This is a genomic window from Pseudomonas sp. UBA6753 (assembly GCF_002453565.1).
In the GTDB taxonomy this organism is placed as follows: domain Bacteria; phylum Pseudomonadota; class Gammaproteobacteria; order Pseudomonadales; family Pseudomonadaceae; genus Aquipseudomonas; species Aquipseudomonas putida_Z.
Genome location: NZ_DKHD01000050.1, coordinates 1 through 17263, shown reverse-complemented (window position 1 = coordinate 17263; position 17263 = coordinate 1). Strand labels below are relative to the sequence as shown.

15 protein-coding genes and 3 tRNA genes are annotated in these 17263 nt (G+C 64.4%); 8 read left to right on the top strand and 10 right to left on the bottom strand.

What is annotated here, in order from left to right; translation table 11 throughout:
- Window position 1: 1 nt before the first annotated feature.
- A complete protein-coding gene (locus tag B2790_RS19125) occupies window positions 2–391 on the top strand; it encodes a type IV pilin protein (protein WP_013970758.1) in 390 nt (129 codons plus the stop codon).
- Window positions 392–445: 54 nt separating this feature from the next.
- Window positions 446–1543 carry a glycine oxidase ThiO gene (gene thiO / locus B2790_RS19120; RefSeq protein WP_075043657.1) on the top strand — a complete coding sequence of 366 codons (1098 nt, stop codon included), beginning with the start codon at window positions 446–448 and terminating at the stop codon, window positions 1541–1543.
- 516 nt (window positions 1544–2059) lie between these two features.
- Here thiO and B2790_RS19115 read toward each other — a convergent pair.
- From B2790_RS19115 to B2790_RS19070, 10 genes are all read right to left on the bottom strand, one after another.
- Window positions 2060–3469 (bottom strand): amidase, encoded by a 1410-nt coding sequence (locus B2790_RS19115; protein WP_286919499.1) that lies wholly within the window; start codon window positions 3467–3469, stop codon window positions 2060–2062.
- Between the two features lies 1 nt (window position 3470).
- Window positions 3471–4748 carry a Zn-dependent hydrolase gene (locus B2790_RS19110; RefSeq protein ID WP_286919498.1) on the bottom strand — a complete coding sequence of 426 codons (1278 nt, stop codon included), beginning with the start codon at window positions 4746–4748 and terminating at the stop codon, window positions 3471–3473.
- A gap of 152 nt (window positions 4749–4900) precedes the next feature.
- Window positions 4901–5596: an ABC transporter ATP-binding protein gene (locus B2790_RS19105; protein ID WP_047934069.1), complete on the bottom strand. Its 696-nt coding sequence runs from the start codon at window positions 5594–5596 to the stop codon at window positions 4901–4903.
- Window positions 5596–6348, bottom strand: coding sequence for an ABC transporter ATP-binding protein (locus B2790_RS19100; RefSeq protein WP_039614950.1), 753 nt, complete (start codon window positions 6346–6348; stop codon window positions 5596–5598). Before B2790_RS19100 ends, B2790_RS19105 begins: the two co-directional genes overlap by 1 nt.
- Entirely contained in the window at window positions 6348–7367 is a 1020-nt protein-coding gene (locus B2790_RS19095; RefSeq protein ID WP_039614951.1) for a branched-chain amino acid ABC transporter permease, read from the bottom strand. The genes B2790_RS19100 and B2790_RS19095 overlap by 1 nt, the downstream gene beginning before the upstream one ends.
- 1 nt (window position 7368) lies before the next feature.
- A complete protein-coding gene (locus B2790_RS19090; RefSeq protein ID WP_286919497.1) occupies window positions 7369–8229 on the bottom strand; it encodes a branched-chain amino acid ABC transporter permease in 861 nt (286 codons plus the stop codon).
- A 65-nt stretch (window positions 8230–8294) separates the two neighbouring features.
- A complete protein-coding gene (locus tag B2790_RS19085; RefSeq protein ID WP_085665712.1) occupies window positions 8295–9497 on the bottom strand; it encodes an ABC transporter substrate-binding protein in 1203 nt (400 codons plus the stop codon).
- 90 nt (window positions 9498–9587) lie between these two features.
- The gene (locus B2790_RS19080) at window positions 9588–10352 is read right to left on the bottom strand and encodes a FadR/GntR family transcriptional regulator (RefSeq protein ID WP_047934916.1); all 765 of its coding nucleotides are present in this window, start codon (window positions 10350–10352) and stop codon (window positions 9588–9590) included.
- Window positions 10353–10594: 242 nt separating this feature from the next.
- A complete protein-coding gene (locus tag B2790_RS19075; RefSeq protein ID WP_046617024.1) occupies window positions 10595–10825 on the bottom strand; it encodes a PP0621 family protein in 231 nt (76 codons plus the stop codon).
- A 94-nt stretch (window positions 10826–10919) separates the two neighbouring features.
- Window positions 10920–11939: an outer membrane protein assembly factor BamD gene (locus B2790_RS19070; protein ID WP_025337604.1), complete on the bottom strand. Its 1020-nt coding sequence runs from the start codon at window positions 11937–11939 to the stop codon at window positions 10920–10922.
- Between the two features lie 147 nt (window positions 11940–12086).
- Between B2790_RS19070 and rluD the strand changes: the two genes are divergently transcribed.
- From rluD to B2790_RS19040, 6 genes are all read left to right on the top strand, one after another.
- The gene (gene rluD, locus B2790_RS19065; protein ID WP_286919496.1) at window positions 12087–13049 is read left to right on the top strand and encodes a 23S rRNA pseudouridine(1911/1915/1917) synthase RluD; all 963 of its coding nucleotides are present in this window, start codon (window positions 12087–12089) and stop codon (window positions 13047–13049) included.
- Entirely contained in the window at window positions 13046–13786 is a 741-nt protein-coding gene (gene pgeF / locus B2790_RS19060; protein WP_286919495.1) for a peptidoglycan editing factor PgeF, read from the top strand. The genes rluD and pgeF overlap by 4 nt, the downstream gene beginning before the upstream one ends.
- 250 nt (window positions 13787–14036) lie before the next feature.
- On the top strand, window positions 14037–16601 hold the full coding sequence (clpB, locus tag B2790_RS19055) for an ATP-dependent chaperone ClpB (RefSeq protein WP_025337607.1): 2565 nt from the start codon (window positions 14037–14039) through the stop codon (window positions 16599–16601).
- 386 nt (window positions 16602–16987) lie between these two features.
- A tRNA-Asn gene (locus B2790_RS19050) sits at window positions 16988–17063 on the top strand.
- Between the two features lie 4 nt (window positions 17064–17067).
- Window positions 17068–17144: transfer RNA gene (locus B2790_RS19045), tRNA-Pro, on the top strand.
- 6 nt (window positions 17145–17150) lie between these two features.
- A tRNA-Lys gene (locus B2790_RS19040) sits at window positions 17151–17226 on the top strand.
- Window positions 17227–17263: the final 37 nt, after the last annotated feature.

The window sequence follows — 17263 nt, the reverse complement described above, 5'->3', positions numbered from 1 at the left end:
CATGCAGCAAGGCTTGAGCCTGATCGAGTTGTTGATTGTGCTGGCCGTGACCGGCATTCTGGCAGCCATTGCCTACCCCAGTTACAGCGACCAGCTACGGCGAGCCGCGCGCAGCGAAGTGGTTGGCCTGCTGCATGATGCCGCCCTGCGCCTGGAGCGCCACCGCGTACGCACTGGCCAATACGCCGAGGGCGACCCGGCCTTGCCCGACGGTACCCGCTATTACAGCCTGCAGGCCCAGCGCGACAGCGACACCTTCACGCTGCGCGCCCGGCGGCTGCCGAGCGGGCTGATGGCGCAGGACCGCTGTGGCGATTTCCAGCTCGACCAGGCCGGCGTGCAGCGCAATCCGGGTGCCGTCGAAGACAGCGTGCACTGCTGGGGAAGCTGAAGGTTGAATGATGCCCGGTGCATCGCGGATTTACTTCAGGTGTTGGATCGACAGATGAGCAAGCAAGTAGTGGTGGTCGGTGGCGGGGTGATCGGCCTGCTGACGGCATTCAACCTGGCGGCGAAGGTCGGGCAGGTGGTGGTGTGTGACCAGGGTGAGGTCGGCCGTGAGTCGTCCTGGGCCGGCGGTGGCATCGTCTCGCCGCTGTACCCGTGGCGCTACAGCCCGGCCGTGACCGCCTTGGCACACTGGTCGCAAGACTTTTATCCACAGCTGGGCGAGCGTTTGTTCGCCAGCACCGGCGTCGACCCCGAAGTGCACACTACCGGCCTGTACTGGCTCGACCTGGACGACGAGGCCGAAGCGCTGGCCTGGGCCGAGCGTGAGCAGCGGCCGCTGAGTGCCGTGGATATCTCGGCGGCCTATGACGCGGTGCCGGTGCTGGGCCCGGGCTTCAAGCGTGCCATCTACATGGCCGGCGTGGCCAACGTGCGCAACCCTCGCCTGGTGAAGTCGCTCAAGGCGGCGTTGCTGGCGTTGCCCAACGTGACCTTGCGTGAGCACTGCCAGATTACCGGCTTCGCCGAGCAAGGCGGTCGCGTGACCGGTGTGCAGACGGCAGACGGCGTGCTGGCGGCGGATGAGGTGGTGCTCAGTGCCGGCGCCTGGAGTGGCGACCTGCTGCGTACGCTCGGCCTGGAATTGCCGGTGGAGCCGGTGAAGGGCCAGATGATTTTGTTCAAATGTGCCGAAGACTTCCTGCCAAGCATGGTGTTGGCCAAGGGGCGCTATGCGATCCCTCGGCGGGATGGGCATATTCTGGTGGGTAGCACGCTGGAGCATGCCGGGTACGACAAGACACCGACCGAGGAGGCGTTGGAGAGCCTGAAGGCCTCGGCGGTGGAGTTGCTGCCTGAGCTAGAGGGGGCCACGGTGGTGGCGCACTGGGCCGGGCTGCGGCCGGGGTCGCCGGAAGGTATTCCATATATCGGGCCGGTGCCGGGGCATGCGGGGCTGTGGTTGAACTGCGGGCATTACCGCAACGGGCTGGTGCTGGCGCCGGCTTCGTGCCAGCTGTTTACCGACCTGTTGACCGGGGCAGAGCCGATCATTGACCCGGCGCCGTATGCGCCAGCCGGGCGGTTGAGCTGAGATTGCCAGGGCCGCTTTGCGGCCCTTTCGCCGGCAAGCCAGCTCCCACAGGTCCACCTACAGCCTCGGGACCTGTGCTTTACCTGTGGGAGCCGGCTTGCCGGCGATGAGGCCAGCAAGGCCAATAAATATTTCAGCCAGCGGGGCCAATAGAGTACTCAACCGGTAGGTTGAGCTGAGATTGCCGGGGCCGCTTTGCGGCCCTTTCGCCGGCAAGCCAGCTCCCACAGGTCCACCTACAGCCTCGGGATCTGTGCTTTACCTGTGGGAGCCGGCTTGCCGGCGATGAGGCCAGCAAGGCCAATAAATATTTCAGCCGGCGGGGCCAATAGAGTACTCAACCGGTAGGTTGAGCTGAGATTGCCGGGGCCGCTTTGCGGCCCTTTCGCTGGCAAGCCAGCTCCCACAAGTCCACCTACAGCCTCGGGACCTGTGCTTTACCTGTGGGAGCCGGCTTGCCGGCGATGAGGCCAGCAAGGCCAATAAATATTCCAGCCGGCGGGTCCAATAGAGCACTCAACCGGTAATCGGTGCCTGCAAGTGCCGGCTAGGGTAATGCTGCTCATAGACCTTGCACACCCGCAGTACCTGCTCATCGGCAAAGCGCCCGGCCACCACCTGCAGCCCCACCGGCAACCCCTCGCGGGTGAACCCGCAGGGCACCGAAGCCGCCGGCTGCTGGGTCAGGTTGAAGGGATAGCTGAACGGCGTCCATTCCATCCACTGCGTCATCCCCGACTCCGGCGGCACATTGTGCCCTGCCTCGAATGCCACCAGCGGTAGCATCGGCGATACCAGCAGGTCATGACGCTGGTGGAAGGCATTCATCTTCGCGATCAACTCTGCCCGTGCCTCCAGGGCCTGGGTGTATTCGCCCAGGCTGATGCGCGCTCCCTGTTCGGCGATCCAGCGCAGCCCTGGGTCAAGCAGCGTTCGCTGTTCATCGCTGAACGCACTGGCCAAGCGCGCCGCGCCGGCAAACCACAGGGTATTGAACGTCTCCAGCGGGTCACCGAACCCTGGGTCGACTTCCTCAACCTGTGCGCCCAGCCGTGCCAGGCGCTGCACGGCCTGGGCTACCAGTGCCTGGATCTGCGGGTCGACCTGCACGTAACCGAAGTTGGCACTGTAGGCGATGCGCAGGCCGCTCAGGTCCTGTTCCTGGCCCAGCCACGGCGCCTGCCTGGGTGCGCCGGCCAACCCGTCACGGGCATCGGGGCGGGCGACGCAGTCGAGCATCAGTACCGAATCGTCGACGGTGCGCGTCATCGGCCCCAGGTGCGACAGCACGGTCATGGCACTGGCCGGCCATTGCGGTACGTAGCCGAATGTCGACTTGATGCCGAAGGTGCCGGTAAAGGCGCAAGGGATACGAATAGAGCCGCCGGCATCGCTGCCCTGGTGCAGCACGCCCAGGTTCAGCGCGGCTGCCGCTGCGGCGCCACCAGACGAGCCGCCGGCGGTCAGCCGGGTATCCCAGGGGTTGCGGGTGATTCCGTACAGCGGGTTGTCGGTCACCCCCTTCCAACCGAACTCCGGCGTGGTGGTCTTGCCCACCAACACAGCGCCGGCTTCGCGCATGAAGGCCGTGAAGGGCGCATCGACTTCCCACGGGCCTGCGCCCGAGGTAGTGCGCGAGCCCTTGCGTGTGGGCATGCCCCGGGTCAGGGTCAGGTCCTTGATCGAGGCGGGTACGCCATCCAGCCGGCCGCAGGGCTCGCCACGCTGCCAGCGCTGTTCGCTGGCGCGGGCGGCGGCGCGGGCACCTTCGCCGTCGACATGGCAATAGGCGTTGACCGCCGGGTTGTGCAGGTCGATGCGCGCCAGCACATCGTCGATCACCTCGACCGGTGAGAGTTGGCGGCGCTGGTACAACTCGAGCAGTTCGACGGCGGTGAACTCGCCAATCGCGGTTTTCTGGGTCATCTCAACGGGCTCCTGGGTTGGCGGCCTGGAACATGGCGCGCAGCAGCACGTCGCAGCCATCGGCCAGGTCCTGTGGCGCGGCATTTTCGATTTCGTTGTGGCTGATGCCGCCCTCGCAAGGCACGAAGATCATCCCGGCCGGGCCCAGTTCGGCGAGGAAGATCGCGTCGTGGCCGGCGCCGCTGACGATATCCATGTGGCTCAGGCCCAGCTCCCGCGCGCCTTGGCGCACGGCGTCCACGCACTGCTCGGCGAAGTACAGCGGCGGGAAGTCGGCGGTTGGCGTCAGCTCGAAACTCAACCCGTGTCTTGCCGTGCTGGTTTCAATGGCCGCGCGTACTTCGCTGACCATGGCGGCGAGGTGCTCGGGGTCGAGGTGGCGCAGGTCGATGGTCATCTGCACCTGGCCGGGGATGACATTGCGCGAGCCCGGGTGCAGGTTCAGGCAGCCGACGGTGCCGCAGGCATGCGGCTGGTGGGCGTGCGCCACGCGGTTGACCGCAGCCACCACCTCGGCGGCACCGACCAGGGCATCCTTGCGCAGGTGCATCGGGGTGGGGCCGGCATGGGCCTCGACGCCGGTCAGTACCAGGTCGAACCATTTCTGGCCCAGGCAGCCCTGGACCACGCCAATGGTGGTGCGCTGGTCTTCCAGCACCGGGCCTTGTTCGATATGTGCTTCGAAGTAGGCACCGACGGCATGCCCGGTGGGCGCGCGCGGGCCGGCGTAACCGATGCGCTGGAGTTCCGCGCCTACCGACAGGCCCTGATCGTCGACCTTGGCCAGGGTCTCCTGCAGGCCGAACTTACCGGCGAAGACCCCCGAGCCCATCATGCACGGCGGGAAGCGCGAGCCTTCCTCGTTGGTCCATACCACCACTTCCAGCGGGGCCTCGGTGGTCAGGTCCAGGTCGTTCAGGGTGCGCAGTACCTCGAGGCCGGCCATGACCCCGTAGCAGCCGTCGAACTTGCCGCCGGTGGGTTGGGTGTCGATGTGGCTGCCGGTCATCACTGGTGGCAGGGCCGGGTTGCGCCCCGGGCGGCGGGCGAAGATGTTGCCGATGGCGTCGATGCTGACCGTGCAGCCGGCGTCTTCGCACCAGCGCACGAACAGGTCGCGGGCCTGGCGGTCGAGGTCGGTCAGGGCCAGGCGGCATACGCCACCCTTGGCGGTGGCGCCGAGCCGGGCCAGGTCCATCAGCGATTGCCAGAGGCGATCGCGGTTGACCAGCGGGCCTTGGTCGAGCAGGTGCTGCGAGGGATCGATGCGGGTGTTCATGGTTCATCTCTCCTGAAATGACTGGGTTGCTTGTGCCGGCCTCTTCGCGGGCTTGCCCGCTCCCACAGGGATCTCACCTCTCTCAGGCCGGTGGAGTACCTGTGGGAGCGGGCAAGCCCGCGAAGAGGCCGGTACAGAAAAACGGATCTGGGTCAGGCACTAAGGGCCAGGTAACGGTTCTTGATGCTCGGGTCCTCGCGGAACTGCGCCGCACTGCCCTGGTAGGCGACGCGGCCCTGTTCCAGCACGTAGTGGCGGTCAGCGAGGGCGTCGCAGACCATCAGGTTCTGTTCCACCAGCAGGATCGACAGGCCTTCGTCCTTGATCCGCCGCAGAATCCTCACCAGTTCGTCGACGATCACCGGGGCCAGGCCTTCGGTGGGCTCGTCGAGGATCAGCAGCTTGGGGCCGTTGAGCAGGGCGCGGGCGATGGCCAGCATCTGCTGCTCGCCGCCGGACAGGGCGAAACCGCCGTTGCGGCGCCGTTCCTTCAGCCGCGGGAACATGCTGTACACGTCTTCCAACTGCCAGCGGCTGTCCTTGCGAACGGCAATCCTCAGGTTCTCCTCCACGCTGAGCTGGCGAAAGATGCCGCGGTGCTCCGGCACCAGGGCAATGCCGAGCCGGGCGATATCGAAGATTTCGCGGCCGACCAGCTGCTGGCCGTTGAAGCTGATCTGCCCCTGCCGTGGGCGGACGATGCCGAGGATGCTGCGCAGGGTGGTGGTCTTGCCGGCGCCGTTGCGCCCCAGCAGGGTCACCAGTTCGCCAGCCTCGACCTTGAGCGAGACGCCTTCGAGCACATGGCTCTTGTCGTAGTAGGAGTGGATCGAATCGACGTTGAGCATCAGGCGGCCTCTCCAAGGTAGGCGGTGCGGACACGCTCGTCGTTGCGCACCTGTTCAGGGGTACCCTCGACCAGGATCTGGCCGTGGCTCATCACCGTGATGCGCTGGCTGATCGACATGACGATGCTCATGTTGTGCTCGATCAGCAGCACGGTGTGGTCGCGGCCGAGGTCGCTGATCAAGTCGGTCATCACCGGGATGTCGTCGATGCCCATGCCCGAAGTGGGTTCGTCGAGCATCAGCAGGGTGGGTTTGGCGCAGATCGACATGCCCACCTCCAGCACCCGTTGCTGGCCGTGCGACAGCTCGCCGGCCAGGGTCTCGGCGCGGGCGGCAAGCTTCAGGCGCTCCAGCACCTGGTCGGCGGTGTCCCAGTGGCTGCGCTTGTGCTCGACGCTGCGCCAGAAGTTCAGCGCACCCAGGCCATCGCGGCCCTGGGCGGCCAGGCGCAGGTTCTCGCGCACCGACAGGTTCTGGAACAGGCTGGTGAGCTGGAACGAACGGGCCATGCCCAGCGCCACGCGCCCGTGGGACGGCTTGCGGATGATGTCCTGGCCGTTGAACAGGATCTTGCCTGCGGTGGCCTGGCGCTCGCCGGTCAGACAGTGGAACAGGCTGGTCTTGCCGGCGCCGTTGGGGCCGATGATGGTATGGATGGAGCCGGCGCGAACCTTGAGGTCGACACCCGCAACCGCCTTGAACGGCCCGTAGGCCAGCTCCAGCTGGCGGGTTTCCAGGAGGTAGTCGCTCATCACAGAGTCTCCTTGGTCTTGGCCTGGGGTTTGTCATTGGCATTGCGGTTAGCCAGCAGGCGCTTGCCCAGTTCGGCCAGGCCGCCCCACAGCCCGCCACGCATGAACACCACCACCAGGATCAGGATCACACCCAGCAGCATCAGCCAGCGCGGCCACAGCTCCGACAGCACGTCGCCCAGCAGCACGATGGCGCCGGCCCCCAGCAGCGAGCCGAACAGCGAGCCGGTGCCACCCACGATGGTCATGATCAGGATGTTCTCGCTCATCATCAGGTCGATGTTCGACAGCGGCGCAAAGTGCAGCAGCATGGCGTACAGCGCCCCGGCGATACCGGTGATGGCGCCCGACAGCATGAACACCAGGATCTTGAAGTGGCGGGTGTCGTAGCCGATGGCTGCGGCGCGGGTCTCGTTTTCGCGGATGGCCAGCAGCGTGCTGCCGAATGGCGAACGGATCACCCGCAGGGCGCCGGCAAAGATCAGCAGGAACAGCACCGCGACGAACACATAGAAGTGCCGTGGGTCGGCCAGGTCGACCAGCACATGGCCGGCAATTTCGATGTTGGGCCGGGGCACATCGAGCAGGCCGTTGTCACCGCCGGTCCAGCCGCTGAGGGTGTAGGCCAGGAAGTAGGCCATCTGGCTGAAGGCCAGGGTCAGCATGACGAAGTAGATACCCGTGCGGCGGATCGCCAGGGCGCCTACCAGCAGCGCCAGGAAGGCACCGAACACGGCTGCGCCAAGCAGCGCGGCGAACATGCCCCACTGCAGGTGGATCATCAGCAGCGCCGCGCCATAGGCGCCCACGCCAAAGAAGATGCCCTGGCCGAACGACAGCAGGCCGGTGTAGCCGAGCAGCAGGTTGCAGGCCAGCGCCGCCAGGGCAAAGATCAGGATCTCGGTGGCCAGGGTGGCCGATGGCAGCAGCAGCGGCAGCGCCACCAGGCTGGCGACCACCAGCAACAGCAGGGCCGGGGCGCGGCCCTTGGCGACTGGCAATGGGTTTTTCTCGCTCATCTCAGGCTCTCCCGAACAGGCCATAGGGACGGACCAGGATCACTGCGGCCATGGCGCCGTAGATCATCAGGCTGGCGCCTTGCGGCCAGAGGCTGGTCATCATGCTTTGCACCACACCCACCAGCAGGCCGCCGACCAGGGCGCCGCCGAACGAGCCCATGCCGCCGATCACCACCACCACGAAGGCGATGCCGAGGATTTCCGGGCCGACGAAGGGCTGCGCGCCACGCAGCGGTGCGAACAGCACGCCCGCCACGCCGGCCAGGCCCACGCCCAGGGCGAAGGTCAGGGAGAACAGGCGGAAGATGTTGGTGCCCAGCAGCGACACGGTTTCGGTGCTTTCGCTGCCGGCCCGCACCAGGGCGCCGAAGCGGGTGCGCTCCAGCAGCAGCCACAGGCCAAGGCCGATCAGCGCGGCGAAACCGATCAGGAACAGCCGGTAGTAGGGGTAGATGAAGTCACCGACGATCAGCACACCGCGCAATTCCGGCGGCACGGCGATGTTCTTGCCCACCGGGCCCCAGATCAGTACCGAGGCTTCCTGGATGATCAGCGCGATACCGAGGGTGACGAGGATCTGGAAGGTGTGCGGCAGGTGGTAGATGCGTTTGATCAGCAGACGCTCGACCGCCCAGGCCAGCGCCGCCACCACCAGCGGTGCGATCAGCAGGGCCAGCCAGAAGTTGCCGGTAATGGCCACGGCGGTGTAGCACAGGTAGGCGCCCAGCAAGAAGAACGCGCCGTGGGCGAAGTTGACGAAGTTGAGCAGGCCGAAAATGATCGTCAGGCCCACGGCGATGAGAGAGTAGATCATCCCCAGGCCCAGGCCGTTGAGCAGTTGGAACAGGTACAAATCGAGCATGAGCGTGCCCTCGACAGCGCGCGATGCGGCTGCCTGTACGAGTGTTTGTGACTGACGCCGCGGCTTCAGGCCAGGGCGCAACCGGTGTGGTCGACTTCGACGAACGAGCGGCCCGAGCTGATGACTTCGGCCAGGTCGTCCTCATCGCGCATCTGCCCCTGGGGCTTGCCGCGCAGCAGGTAGTAATCCTTGAGCACCTGGTGGTCGCCCGGGCGGATCAGTTCTTCGCCGGTCGGGCCCTGGAAGCGCATGCCCTGCAATGCCGCGGACACGGCGGCGCCATCCAGGCTGCCGGCCTTGATGATGGCTTCGAGCATGACCTTGGTGCCGATGTAGTCGGCCGCCAGCGGGTAGTTGGGGTTGATGCCATAGGCCTTGCGGGTGGCAGCGACCAGCTGCTTGTTCAGTGGGGTATCGACCTGGTGCCAGTACTGCGCGCCCAGGTAAACGCCTTCGAGCACGTCGCTGCCCAGCTCCTGGAACTGATCGAGGCCGGCGGACCACACAATCAGCACTTTCATGCGCTCCTTGATGCCGAAATTCACTGCCTGGCGCAGGGCATTGGACGCCTGGCTGCCGAAGTTGAGCAGCACCAGCACGTCGGGCTTGGCGGCGATGGCGTTGGTCAGGTAGCCGGAAAACTCCTGCTCCTGCAGCGAGTGGTAGCTGTTGCCGATGTGTTCCACACCGAGCTCGGCGAACACCTTGCGGGCGTTGTCCAGCAGGGCATCGCCGAACACGTATTGCGGGGTGATGGTGTACCAGCGCTTGGCCTGTGGCAGCTGGCGGATCATCGGCACCAGCGTTTCGCGGATGGCGCCGTAGGTGGGCACCGACCAGCGGAAGGTCGAGGCATTGCAGTCCTTGCCGGTGATTTCGTCAGCGCCGACCGGGGTCATGAACACGCCGCCGGCCTTGTGAATTTCCTTCGACACCGCCAGTGCCGAGGACGACAGGGTGCAGCCCTGGAAGAAGCGGGCGCCATCCTGGCCGATGGCTTCCTGCACCTTGCGCACCGCCTTGCCGGCGTTGCCTTCGGTGTCGATGACCTTGTACTTGAGCGGGTGGCCGAGCAGTTGCGGGTATTCGGCGATGGCCAGGCGTGAGCCCATGTCGGCGTACTTGCCGTAGCTGGCGAAGGCGCCAGACATGGATTTGAGCCCATAGAAGGTCAATGGTTGCTCGGCGAATGCCCGGTGCGCCCCCAGGGGGAGGCTACCTAAGGCACCCAGGGCAAGGCCTGCCTTGAGCAGGGTACGTCTTTGCATGAGTAACTCCTTGGTTGTGGTTATTAGGCAGGAGTGGCAATGACAAAGCGGGTACGGCCGGGCCTGTGTGCAGGCCTCTTTCCAGGCGGATCAGTGGTGGTGTTCGAACTCCAGCAGGAAGTTGCGGGCAACCTCGCCTTCCAGCGCGGTCATGTGGTGTTCGGCGTCGCACATGTGTTCGTGCATCAGCCGGCGTACGGCGGGCTCGTCGCTGGCGCGCAGGGCGGTCAGCAATTGCTTGTGGTAGGCGATGTTGGCAGCGGCGAACTGCTGGCGCTTGGGCAGGTAGGCCTTTTTCAGCACCACCAGGTCGCGCAGCAGGTCGTTGAGGAACACCGCCATGAAACGCAGCAACGGGTTGGGGCAGCGGTCGGCCAGCAGGGTGTGGAATTCCAGCTCCGCCAGGCGCTGTTCGCGCTGGCCTTCCTCGCTGTCTTCCGGGGCGCTGCAGAAGTCGATGTTGGCCTGCAGCGCGGCGTAGTCGGCTTCGCTCAGCTTGCCCATTACCGATACCGCCAGCTCCACCTCGATGACCTTGCGCAGTTGGTACACCTGTTCGCCGTCCAGGTGCTGGAAGTGCAGGTAGTTGCGCAGCGCGCGGCTGGCAGGTTCGGTGCCGACTTCATTGAGGTAGGCGCCGCCGCTCGGGCCGGTGCGGGTGCTGACCAGGCCCTCGACCTCCAGGGCCTTGAGCGCTTCGCGGGCGGTACCCTTGGAGCACTCGAAATGCTCCATCAGCTCACGCTCGGTGGGCAGGCGGTCGCCGGGGTGCAGCGCTTCGGTGACGATCGAGCGCTTGACCGATTCGACGATCACATCGGACAGCTTCTGGCGCTTGCGTTTGGGTTTGAGCATTTCGCTATTTTTCATATTTATGCGGATAAATAGGATTTAGCGAGTTTTGTCGGGGTGGGTCAATGCTGGTGGCGGGGGAGGGGTCGCAAATGGTGCGAAAGGGTCGGGGAGGGATAAGTGATGTTGGATTCACTGGCCTCTTCGCGGGCACGCCCGCTCCCACAGGTACTGCAAAAGGCTCAAGGCCTGCAGGGTTCCTGTGGGAGCGGGCGTGCCCGCGAAGGGGTTCAGGTGATTCAGGTTCAGTTCTGGCGGCCTGGGCCCTGTTGCAGGTGTGCCTGGCTGCAATACCACTCGTTGCCCTGCTGCAGCGCCCGGTCATTGGGTAGGTGTACGCCGCAATGGGCGCAGCGCACCATCTTCAGCGGCGCATCCAGCTTCGCCTCGGGGTGAGACTGTTGGCTGGCTTTGAACTTGCGCCACAGCCAGAACGCGGCGGCGATCAGGGCGATCCAGAAAAGTAGGCGAACCATGGTGTCCAGCTTGTCGGTTGAAGAAGCCGACAGTCTAGGACGCGGCCAATAAAAAAGGGAGGCCCAAGGCCTCCCTTTCATGTACCGCTGCGTATCAGTCGAACAGACCAAAGGTCATGTAGCTGAACCAGGAGCGGTCTTTCTCGGCTTCCTTCGGCCCTTCCGGCACGATCGGGTCACCGTTCTCGTCAGTTGGCAGCAGCTCACGCGGCATCTCGTCACGTGCGTCCTGGAACTGCTTGACCACGTCCTGGTTGGCGCGGGTTTCACCCGGCGGCAGCGGGGTTTCGGTTTCGATCAGGCCCAGGGTCGCCTTGGACAACCAGCCGCGGCCGTCAGACTCGGTCTGCTTTGGCTGGAACTCGCCATCTGCCAGGCTCGGGTGGTCCGGGTAGTTGAGCTTGAGGGTTTCCAGGCTGGTGGCGGCCAGTTCGTCCAGGTGCATCTTCTGGTACGCCTCGACCATCACCGCCAGGCCGTCGCCGACCGATGGGGTTTCCTGGAAGTTCTCCACCACGTAGCGGCCACGGTTGGCGGCGGCTACATAGGCCTGGCGGCTCAGGTAGTAGTCGGCCACGTGGATTTCGTACGAGGCCAATAGGTTGCGCAGGTAGATCATGCGCTGCTTGGCGTCGGGCGCGTAGCGGCTGTTGGGGAAGCGGCTGGTCAGCTGGGCGAACTCGTTGTACGAGTCGCGGGCAGCACCCGGGTCACGCTTGGTCATGTCCAGCGGCAGGAAGCGCGCCACCAGGCCACGGTCCTGGTCGAACGAGGTCAGGCCCTTGAGGTAGTAGGCGTAGTCGACGTTCGGGTGCTGCGGGTGCAGGCGGATGAAGCGCTCGGCAGCCGACTTGGCAGCCTCTGGCTCGGAGTTCTTGTAGTTGGCGTAGATCAGCTCGAGCTGCGCCTGGTCGGCATAGCGGCCGAACGGGTAGCGCGATTCCAGGGCCTTGAGCTTGTTCACGGCGCTGGTGTAGCTGGAGTTGTCCAGGTCAGCTTGCGCCTGCTGATACAGCTCGGCCTCGCTGAGGTTCTCGTCAATCACTTCTTTATTGGAGGAACAGGCCGCGGTGAGCCCGAGGATGGCGATCAGCAGCAGGTGTTTCACTTGCATGGCGGCTTGCGTCCCTTTGACGGCCGCTGTCTTGGGCGGTGCCGTCCTGTTATGATGAGCGCCCCGGCCAACCCCGGGACAAAAGAAGTCGTATTTAACCACAAGCTCGCAGCCGAAACCAAAGGCTGTGCGCCCGCCGAATCGAGCATGTCCGAGATCATTCAACTTAGCGCAGAGGTCCCGTCCGAACTGGGCGGTCAACGCCTCGACCAGGTCGCCGCCCAATTGTTCGCCGAGTACTCGCGTTCCCGGCTGACTTCGTGGATCAAAGAAGGCCGCCTGACGGTCGATGGTGCCGTGCTGCGCCCTCGAGGCCTCGTCTATGGTGGCTCGCAACTTGTCCTGGAGGCCGAGCAAGAGGCCCAGGGCGAGTGGGTCGCCGAAGATATCGAGCTGGATATCGTCTACGAAGACGACCATATCATGGTGATCAACAAGCCTGCCGGGCTGGTTGTGCACCCGGCCGCCGGGCATGCCAGCGGGACTTTGCTCAATGCACTGCTGCACCACGTGCCTGACATCGTCAACGTACCGCGCGCCGGTATCGTCCACCGCCTGGACAAGGACACCACCGGCCTGATGGTGGTGGCCAAGACCTTGCAGGCGCAGACCCGGCTGGTCGAGCAGATGCAGGCGCGCAAAGTCAGCCGCATCTACGAGTGCATCGTGATTGGCGTGGTCACTGCCGGCGGCAAGATCGATGCCCCGATCGGCCGCCACGGCGGCATGCGCCAGCGCATGGCGGTCACCGACGGCGGCAAGCCGGCGGTCAGCCACTACCGTGTGCTCAAGCGCTTCCGCTCGCACACCCACGTGCGGGTCAAGCTGGAAACCGGCCGTACCCACCAGATTCGCGTACACATGGCTCACGTCGGCTTCCCGTTGGTCGGCGACCAGACCTACGGCGGGCGCTTCCGCATTCCGCCGGCAGCCAGCCCGACCATGGTCGAGGCGGTGAAAACCTTCCCGCGCCAGGCACTGCATGCGCGCTTCCTGGCATTGGCCCACCCGATTACCGGCGAAGTCATGAAGTGGGAATCGCCACTGCCGGATGACTTCGTCTGGTTGCTGTCGCTGCTGAACCAGGACCGCGAGAGCTTTGTCGGATGAGTGGCCTGACGCAGTCGCTGCTGTTCCCCGACTGGCCGGCCCCGGCCTCGGTGCGCGCCTGTGTCACCACCCGCCTGGGCGGCATCAGCCTGCCGCCCTATGAAACCTTCAACCTTGGCGACCATGTAGGGGACGACCCTGCCGCGGTGGCCGAGAACCGTCGTCGCCTGAGCGACGAATTCGCCATCCAGCCGGCCTGGCTCAAGCAGGTGCATGGGCTGGTGGTGGCGGATGCCGACCCGGCCGTGGTGGCCGAGGCCGACGCCAGCTGGACCGACCAGCCTGGCATTGCCTGCACCGTGATGACTGCCGATTGCCTGCCTGCGCTGTTCTGCGACCGGGCCGGTACCCGCGTGGCCGCGGCGCATGCTGGCTGGCGCGGGCTTGCCGGTGGTGTGCTGGAGGCCACCTTGGATCGCCTGGCACTGCCGCCCGAAGAGGTGCTGGTGTGGTTGGGGCCGGCGATTGGCCCGCAGGCGTTCGAAGTGGGGCTGGAGGTGCGTGATGCCTTTACGGCGGTGCACCCTGAAGCGACCAGGGCCTTTGTCGATGGTGCCCGGCCGGGCAAGTTGATGGCCGACATCTATGAGCTGGCGCGTATTCGATTGGCGGCGCGTGGGGTGACTGCCGTTCATGGCGGTGGCTTGTGCACGGTCAGCGATGAGCGGTTCTTCTCCTATCGCCGTACCCCGCAAGGTGGGCGGTTTGCTTCCCTGGTGTGGCTGGAGCCGCGCTAGCCTGCACCGGCCTCTTCGCGGGCACGCCCGCTCCCACAGGTACACCACAGGTTTAAAAGGTTGTGGATTCCCTGTGGGAGCGGGCATGCCCGCGAATGGCCCAGCACTAATCCAACAGGTTGACCCCGGTCAACCCCGCTACGCTTGAATCTTCCAGAATCAGCCTTATCTATAAGGTCATCTCAGGCAGGTTTCTTCATAAACAGGCGCTGTCCATCGCTCCGACCTGCCCTTTAAAGGAAGGTACCCCATGCGAATAGACCGTTTGACCAGCAAGCTGCAGCTTGCAATATCCGATGCCCAATCCCTGGCCGTTGGCATGGACCACCCTGCCATCGAGCCCGTGCACCTGTTGCAGGCACTGCTCGAGCAGCAGGGCGGTTCGATCAAGCCGCTGTTGATGCAGGTAGGCTTCGACATCAACAGCCTGCGCCAGGCGCTGGTGAAAGAACTCGACCAGCTGCCGAAAATCCAGAACCCCACCGGCGACGTGAACATGTCGCAGGACCTGGCCCGCCTGCTCAACCAGGCCGACCGCCTGGCCCAGCAGAAGGGTGACCAGTTCATTTCCAGCGAGCTGGTGTTGCTGGCCGCCATGGACGAGAACAGCAAGCTCGGCAAGCTGTTGTTGAGCCAGGGCGTGACCAAGAAGGCCCTGGAAAATGCCATCAACAACCTGCGCGGCGGCGCGGCTGTCAACGACGCCAACGCCGAGGAATCGCGCCAGGCGCTGGACAAGTACACCGTCGACCTGACCAAGCGTGCCGAAGAAGGCAAGCTGGACCCGGTGATCGGCCGTGACGACGAAATCCGCCGTACCGTACAGGTACTGCAACGCCGTACCAAGAACAACCCGGTGCTGATCGGTGAGCCTGGCGTAGGCAAGACCGCCATCGCCGAAGGCCTGGCCCAGCGCATCATCAATGGTGAAGTGCCTGACGGCCTCAAGGGCAAGCGCCTGCTGGCGCTGGACATGGGCGCGCTGATTGCCGGTGCCAAGTACCGCGGCGAGTTCGAAGAGCGCCTCAAAGGCCTGCTGAACGAGCTGTCCAAGCAGGAAGGCCAGATTATCCTGTTCATCGACGAGCTGCACACCATGGTCGGCGCCGGCAAAGGCGAGGGCGCCATGGATGCCGGCAACATGCTCAAGCCGGCCCTGGCCCGTGGCGAGCTGCACTGCGTTGGCGCCACCACGCTGAACGAGTACCGCCAGTTCATCGAGAAGGACGCTGCCCTGGAGCGCCGCTTCCAGAAGGTGCTGGTCGAGGAGCCGAGCGAGGAAGACACCATCGCCATCCTGCGTGGCCTGAAGGAGCGCTATGAAGTGCACCACAAGGTGGCCATCACCGACGGCGCCATCATTGCTGCGGCCAAGCTCAGCCACCGCTACATCACCGACCGCCAGCTGCCGGACAAGGCCATCGACCTGATCGACGAAGCGGCCAGCCGCATCCGCATGGAGATCGACTCCAAGCCGGAAGTGCTCGACCGCCTCGACCGTCGCCTGATCCAGCTGAAGGTGGAATCGCAGGCGCTGAAGAAGGAAGAAGACGAAGCGGCAAAAAAACGCCTGGAGAAGCTGACCGAGGAGATCGACCGGCTGGAGCGTGAGTACGCCGACCTGGAAGAAATCTGGGCTTCCGAGAAGGCCGAGGTGCAGGGCTCGGCGCAGATCCAGCAAAAGATCGAGCAGGCCCGCCAGGAACTGGAGACCGCCCGTCGCAAAGGCGACCTGAGCCGCATGGCCGAGCTGCAGTACGGGGTGATCCCGGACCTGGAGCGCAGCCTGCAGATGGTCGACCAGCACGGCAAGACCGAAAACCAGTTGCTGCGCAACAAGGTCACCGAGGAAGAAATTGCCGAAGTGGTGTCGAAGTGGACCGGTATCCCGGTGGCCAAGATGCTCGAAGGCGAGCGTGAAAAGCTGTTGAAGATGGAAGAGCTGCTGCACCAGCGCGTGATCGGCCAGGGCGAGGCGGTAACCGCGGTGGCCAACGCCGTGCGCCGTTCGCGTGCCGGGCTGTCCGACCCGAACCGGCCGAGTGGCTCGTTCCTGTTCCTTGGCCCGACCGGGGTGGGCAAGACCGAGCTGTGCAAGGCGCTGGCCGAGTTCCTGTTCGACACCGAAGAGGCGATGGTGCGCATCGACATGTCCGAGTTCATGGAGAAGCATTCCGTGGCTCGCCTGATCGGTGCCCCACCAGGCTATGTAGGGTATGAAGAGGGCGGTTACCTGACCGAGGCGGTACGGCGCAAGCCATACTCGGTGGTGCTGCTGGACGAGGTGGAGAAGGCCCACCCGGATGTGTTCAACGTGCTGCTGCAGGTGCTGGAAGACGGCCGCCTGACCGACAGCCACGGGCGCACCGTGGACTTCCGCAACACCGTGATCGTGATGACCTCCAACCTGGGCTCGGCGCAGATCCAGGAACTGGTGGGTGACCGCGAGGCACAGCGTGCGGCGGTGATGGATGCGGTGGGTTCGCACTTCCGTCCGGAGTTCATCAACCGTATCGACGAAGTGGTGGTGTTCGAGCCACTGGGCCGCGAGCAGATTGCCGGCATTACCGAAATCCAGCTGGGCCGCCTGCGCAGCCGCCTGCTGGAGCGCGAACTGTCGCTGAGCTTGAGCCCGGAGGCGTTGGACAAGCTGATTGCCGTGGGTTACGACCCGGTGTATGGCGCACGGCCGCTGAAGCGGGCCATCCAGCGCTGGATCGAAAACCCGTTGGCGCAGTTGATCCTGGCAGGCAAGTTCATGCCGGGGACGGCGATTACCGCCAAGGTGGAAGGCGACGAAATCGTCTTCGGCTGATCTGTTTCACCATGAGCCCCGCATCTGCGGGGCTTTTTTTTGCCTGTGGGAGCGGGCATGCCCGCGAAGAGGCCCTCACAGCCCCAGCAAATCCGGGCCTTTCCGGCTTCCCGGATAACTAGCTGAAATTTTTGAAATTTTTGCTTGCATCTAAAAACGAGTGCCCCTAATATACGCCGCGTTGTCAGGCACTAAGCGAATCACCAGCAACATCGGTGACCGCAAAACAACTTACAAATCAGTAAGTTGAATGAAAAAAAGTGGTTGACAAGCAAAACGAAGAATGTAGAATAGCCGGCCTCAGCAGCGACAACGCGAAAGCGGGTAGCCAAAGAGACCGAAGCTAACACAAGCTTCGAAGCTGTAAAGATGTACCGAAGTTCAGTTCCGCGATAGCTCAGTCGGTAGAGCAAATGACTGTTAATCATTGGGTCCCTGGTTCGAGTCCAGGTCGCGGAGCCAATCTCGGGGTGTAGCGCAGTCCGGTAGCGCGCCTGCTTTGGGAGCAGGATGTCAGGAGTTCGAATCCCCTCACCCCGACCATTTTCCGGGTCGTTAGCTCAGTTGGTAGAGCAGTTGGCTTTTAACCAATGGGGCGTAGGGTCGACTGCTACACGAACCACCATATTCGCTTCGCAGGAAGCCAGAACAAACCGAAAGTA